Raw genomic sequence first — 5,730 nt, forward strand, 5'->3', positions numbered from 1 at the left:
GCGATGATGAAGAGGAACATCGAGAACCTCTGGCGGTCGTTCTACGTCTTTCAGGAAGGCTACTACGAGATCGAATGCCCCACCGTTGGAGTCGAAGCAATCTTCGTCGCATCCGGTCACGTGAAAGAGTTCGCTGACAAGATGGTGCAGTGCCCGCACTGCGGCGAATACCTGCGCGCCGATCACATCGCGGACGATAACGGCATCGCGAATGCCGGCACGCTCTCGGCAGAAGCGCTCCAGGCAGCGCTCCATGAACTGCCCTGCCCCGTCTGCGAGGAACCCCTGGGTGAAGCGGGCGTCTTTGCGTTCAACCTGATGTTCGAGACCACCATCGGGCCGGGATCGCAGCGGAAGGGATACCTGCGCCCCGAGACTGCCCAGGGTATCTTCACCGATTTCTCCCGGCTCCTGCGCTTCTACCGGGACAAACTCCCCTTCGGTGCGGTCCAGATCGGGAAATCCTACCGGAACGAGATCTCCCCCCGCCAGGGCATGATCCGGTTGCGTGAGTTCTCCCAGGCAGAGGCCGAGATCTTCGTCCACCCTGACGAGAAAGACCACCCTGCCTTCTACCGCTACGCTGACTACACCGTGCCCCTCCTCACCATCGAGCGGCAGCTTGAGGATCAGGAGCCAGCCGGGTTTACGATGCGCGCTGCGGTGGACGAGGGAGTGATCGTAAACGAGTACGTCGCCTACTACATCGCGCTCACGCACCAGATCCTGACCGCCATCGGCGTGGACCCGGCAAGACTCCGGTTCCGCCAGCATCTCCCCGACGAGCGGGCACACTATGCGGCCGACTGCTGGGACGCCGAGGTCCACTCCGGCCGCTTCGGGTGGGTGGAGATCGTCGGCATCGCCGACCGCACCGACTACGACCTGCGCTCGCATGCCGGGCACTCCGGGAACTCGATGACGGTCTTCATCCCCTACGACGAGCCGAAACTGGTCAAAAGACGGCGGATCGTAGCAGATATGGGCGTGCTCGGCCCCCGGTTCCGCGGTAAGGCAAAGGCTATCGCGGATGCCCTGGCCGCATCAAACCCCGGCGAGGACGGCGCGCGGATCACGGTCGACGGCGAGGAGATCTTCATCCCTGCCGACCTCTACCAGATCCGTGAGGAGGAGGAAGAGGTCCGCGGCGAAGAAGTGATGCCCCACGTCATCGAGCCCTCATATGGCATTGACCGGATGATCTACGTTGCGCTGGAGCACAGCTACGATGAGGACGAGGTCGACGGCGAGATCAGACGAGTGCTCCGGCTCCCGGCGGCGGTGGCACCGGTCCAGGTCGCCGTCTTCCCGCTGATGAACCGGGACAGCCTTGATGAGATCGCACAGGCGATCACCGGGAGGCTCACCCGGTGCCGCGTCCTCGCCCAGTACGATGACTCCGGCGCCATCGGCAGGCGTTACCGGAGGCAGGACGAGATCGGGACACCCTATGCCATAACCGTCGACTACGACACGCTCGAGGACAACACGGTCACCATCAGGGACCGTGACAGCACGGAACAGATCCGGGTGCCGATCGAGCGGTTGCCCCAGATCCTCCCTGCACTCATCAGCGGTGCCGCTACGTTCCCTGAACTCAAGGTATGAACTACGTCACTCACCCGCTGATCCGGCAGGAGAGTATCGAGGAACGGCGCTACCAGCTCTCCGTAATGCTCCGGGCGCTTGACGCGAACACGATGGTCGTCCTCCCAACGGGGTTAGGGAAGACTGCCGTCGCGCTCCTTGTCGCAGCATCCCGCCTCTACTCTCACCAGGGGAAGGTGCTCATGCTTGCGCCGACAAAACCCCTGGTTGAGCAGCACCTCCGCTTTTTTAAACAGTTCCTGCTCTTCCAGGAAGGCTCTGAACCGCAGGAGTCCGACTTTGTCATGTTCACCGGGGACACCCCCCCCGACGAGCGGGCCGCCGCCTGGGAAGCGTGCCGGATCTGTTTTGCCACCCCGCAGGTGGTCAAGAACGACTGCCTGGCCGGGAGGTACAGCCTCGCCGACGTTGTCTTGCTGGTCGTGGACGAGTGCCACCGGGCGGTGGGAAACTACGCGTACGTCTTCATTGCCCAACACTACTGCACCACAGCAAGGAATCCCCTGCTGCTCGCGATGACCGCCTCCCCCGGGGGCGACCAGGCGAAGGTGCAGGAGGTCTGCAATAACCTCTACATCGAGGCTGTCGAGACACGTGTGGAGACCGATGAGGATGTCCGCCCCTACATCCACGAGCGCGAGGTCCAGTACATCGACGTCTACCTGCCCGAGGAACTGCAGGCAGCACTCCTTGCCCTCCGGAGGCTCGTGGAATCAAGGCTCGCCCGGCTCGCAAAACTCAACTTCCATGTCCCAAAGCCGGACAAACTCTCGATAAAGGCACTCAATCGCTTAAACGCCCAGATCCAGCAGCGTATACGGTCACGGGACCCCTCCGGCTTCACCGCGGCATCCCTGCACGCCGAGTGCATGAAACTCCGCCACGCAATCTCGCTTACCGAGACACAGGGGAGCGAGGCGCTCAAACTCTACCTGGACCGGCTCAGTGCCGAAGGGGCGTCAAGCACAGGGAGCAAGGCAAGCAGGCGCCTGGTGAACGACCCCATCTACCAGAACCTCGTCGAGGAGGCGGGCCGCTGGGGCGGGGAACTTCACCCCAAGGCTTCAATCGTCTGTGAACTGGTGCAGGCGCAACTTGCGGCGCACCCGGACAGCCGGATCATCGTCTTTGCCACCTACCGCGACACCGTCCAGACGCTCGTCGACGCGCTCTCAGGGTGCGGGATTGCCTGTGAGCGGTTCGTCGGCCAGGCATCCAGGGATACGGAGCGGGGGCTTACGCAGAAGGAGCAGATCGAGATCCTCAGCCGGTTCCGGGAGGGTGAGTTCAGGTGCCTGATCGCGACCTCGGTGGGCGAAGAAGGGCTCGATGTCCCCTCGACCGACATGGTGATCTTTTATGAGGCTGTCCCATCAGAGATCAGGAGCATCCAGCGGAAGGGAAGGACCGGCAGGAGCGGCAGCGGCACGATCGTTGTGCTGGTGACGAAAGGGACGTCGGATGAGACCTTCAGGTACGTGAGCCAGACCCGGGAGCGGGCGATGGTGCAGGGGATCAGGAACATGAGCGCCGCGCCCGCTCCTGTACCCGCCCCATCCACCCCGACCACTACCAGGCAGGTGAATATTCAGGAGTTTGATTCCGCGATGTCGCCGGCCACCCGGGAGACACGTGCGCCACGGCCGGACGTGAACATGGGGCCGGATTTTGATCCCCCCGGGCCGGCGATCACCGTCGATGACCGCGAGACGTCGTCACGGGTCGCTGTGCGCCTGCACGAACTCGGGGCGTCGATCACGCTGCAGCGTCTTGAGTTTGGCGATTACGCTATCGGCGACCGCATCCTCGTGGAGAGGAAGACTGTGCGGGACTTCATGGATACCCTGGTGGAGCGGGACCTCTTCGGGCAGATCAGGGCAATGGCGGACGTGGTGCCGCGGCCGGTCCTGATCATCGAAGGAGAAGAAGACCTCTATGAGGTCCGGAATATCCATCCAAACGCCGTCAGGGGCACGCTTGCCGCCATCGCGGTCGGTATGAACGTGACGCTGCTCCGAACACGGGATGCGGACGATACCGCCGAGATGCTCTACGTTCTCGCCCAGCGGGAGGGGGGCGAGCGCGGAGAGCGCAAGGTGCATCCGAAGAAGACCTACCGGTCGGTCCGCGAAGAGCAGGAGTATGTGCTTGCCGCGTTTCCAAACATCGGGCTCCGGAGCGCCCGGCTCCTCCTTGAGCACTTTGGGTCGCTCAAGGCAATCATCGATGCCGATCCGGAGGAGCTGGCATCCGTGCACGGGATCGGAGAAAAGACCGCGCAGGGTATATGGGACCTTGCCCGCAGGCCTTACCGCTGACCCAGTGTTGCGAGCGCTTCGGCGCCCCGCTCGACCGCCATCATCAGGGTCAGGCACTCGTCGGCCCGGGACTCGCGCCTGATGCGTTCGCAGAGATGGACGATCGTCTGCTCGAGTTCGGCGGCGACCCTGCCTCGCGGCCCGGCAGCGGCCGGTGCTGGTGACTGCGCTGGCGATTGAGCGGCCGAGACCAACTCAGGCGGCTCCGGTTCGGGAATAGGTTCTTCTGATGCTTCCAGCGGACAGATAACACACTGCGTCTCTCCCTTATATTCAAACAAGGGATACCCGCAGACTTTACAGGATTTTGCGAGCATCTTTCCTCCTTTGAGGAGATACTCGGCCATAACTTCGTCAGCCTTATCAGCCGTCATTTCGTCCAACACCCTTAATCAACTTATATATGTCTGGATGCCTCTAAATAATAGAGGGGTGAGTCAATGACAAGTCCAGACGAAACAATACGAACCTGCATCCAGATGCTGCAAAATATCAGCGAGGATTCCACCATTCCACGTAACATCAGGCGTGTCGCAGATGAGACTAAGACGGTTCTCCAGGATGAGTCCCGGAGTATCGGCCTTCGTGCTGCAACCGCAATCTCTCTGATCGATGAGATCAGCAACGACCCGAACATGCCGGTCCACGCACGGACCCGCATATGGGAACTGGTATCGCAACTCGAAACGGTACCTCTCGACTGAGCAACTTATTCTTCTTGAACGATTCCGGCGAAAATCAGAGCAGAATGCTATTATTTGGGGTTATAGCAACCGCCGTTTCATTCTGCTCACCATGCCGTGTGGCAGCCGGGATCACACAACCCCTTCCCACCGTTCACCCAAGAACCGTGACGTAGACCGTTCTTTGGCGGCTCGAGCGCACGTCCAGTTCGAGGAGGACGACCTGCTGCCAGGTGCCGCACGCAAGCCTGCCCTCGATCACGGGGACAGAGACCGACGGCCCGATCACCGCCGCCCTGACGTGGGACCGCCCGTTCCCATCACCCCATGCCGCATCATGAGCGTAGGGGATATCGGCCGGGGCGATGACCGAGAGCGCCCGACGGAGGTCTGAGAGCACACCGGGTTCATACTCGATGGTGGTGATGGCGGCGGTCGACCCTGTGACGAAGATGCTGGCAAGCCCCTCCCGCACACCGCTCGCGGTGATCGCCTGCTCTATCCGGGGTGTGAGGTTGACGATCTCCCCCTCCCCGTGTGTCTCCACCTGAATCGTCGTACGGAACATTGTATTGGACACCTCATTCACACCGTGGTTGTCCCGCCAGTATATACTTCCTGCTCCAGGAGGAACGTCGTTCTTTAATGCTCGTGCTCCTGCTTTCAAAGCCTCCAGGCTTCTCAAACTCCGGGCGTTCCGCCCATCGCACCTTCAACCGGTCGCACCCTCCGGCCTGTTACATCCTACGGACATTCTCACACACCCATGCACGGATTTCCACCGGGTATCGCCATTGACCGCCCCCCACCCTCGGGGGGGCGGGGGAGGAGCGCCGAATGGGCGTGCGGGGAGGGGGTTACAGGCGTATGGCAATCTGTAGGAATTGAGTCTGGACACTGAAGACACGAGGCAGAGACAGGGGAGGGGGCTCGCCCCCTCACCGTCAGCCCCACCCCATGGCGATAGCCACCACGGTCCACTGCACGGGGAGATCCCGGGGAAGAACCAGTTTCTAGCTGGTTCTTGCTGGCCGATTCTTCCCGGTCTTTCGGGAAACCGGCGTCAGCACCACCCCCTGGCGCGGCTTTCCACCGGATATCGCCATGACTGCCCCCGCCCC

Annotated in this window: 5 protein-coding genes; 3 read left to right on the forward strand and 2 right to left on the reverse strand. The window is 62.0% G+C overall.

The features are described from left to right. Together glyS and BP858_RS02465 are read left to right on the forward strand one after the other, a co-directional pair. Positions 1–1,608: glycine--tRNA ligase (gene glyS / locus BP858_RS02460; protein ID WP_286878753.1), on the forward strand; the 1,608-nt coding region annotated here is incomplete at its 5' end. After that, positions 1,605–3,926, forward strand: a complete 2,322-nt coding sequence (locus BP858_RS02465; protein ID WP_286878754.1) for a DEAD/DEAH box helicase — start codon at positions 1,605–1,607, stop codon at positions 3,924–3,926. The genes glyS and BP858_RS02465, both read left to right, overlap by 4 nt. On the opposite strand, the gene BP858_RS02470 is transcribed toward BP858_RS02465, so the two are convergent. Further along, on the reverse strand, positions 3,917–4,300 hold the full coding sequence (locus tag BP858_RS02470) for an Sjogren's syndrome/scleroderma autoantigen 1 family protein (RefSeq protein ID WP_062266474.1): 384 nt from the start codon (positions 4,298–4,300) through the stop codon (positions 3,917–3,919). The genes BP858_RS02465 and BP858_RS02470 overlap by 10 nt on opposite strands. A 66-nt stretch (positions 4,301–4,366) precedes the next feature. Here BP858_RS02470 and BP858_RS02475 point away from each other — a divergent pair, with 66 nt between their 5' ends. Beyond that, complete coding sequence (locus tag BP858_RS02475) at positions 4,367–4,630, forward strand: UPF0147 family protein (RefSeq protein WP_014867113.1); 264 nt, start codon at positions 4,367–4,369, stop codon at positions 4,628–4,630. Between the two features lie 133 nt (positions 4,631–4,763). Here BP858_RS02475 and BP858_RS02480 read toward each other — a convergent pair whose 3' ends face one another. Then, the gene (locus tag BP858_RS02480; RefSeq protein ID WP_074175532.1) at positions 4,764–5,177 is read right to left on the reverse strand and encodes a secondary thiamine-phosphate synthase enzyme YjbQ; all 414 of its coding nucleotides are present in this window, start codon (positions 5,175–5,177) and stop codon (positions 4,764–4,766) included. Positions 5,178–5,730: the final 553 nt, after the last annotated feature.

It is taken from the genome of Methanoculleus sp. UBA413, assembly GCF_002502935.1.
Classification (GTDB): domain Archaea; phylum Halobacteriota; class Methanomicrobia; order Methanomicrobiales; family Methanoculleaceae; genus Methanoculleus; species Methanoculleus bourgensis.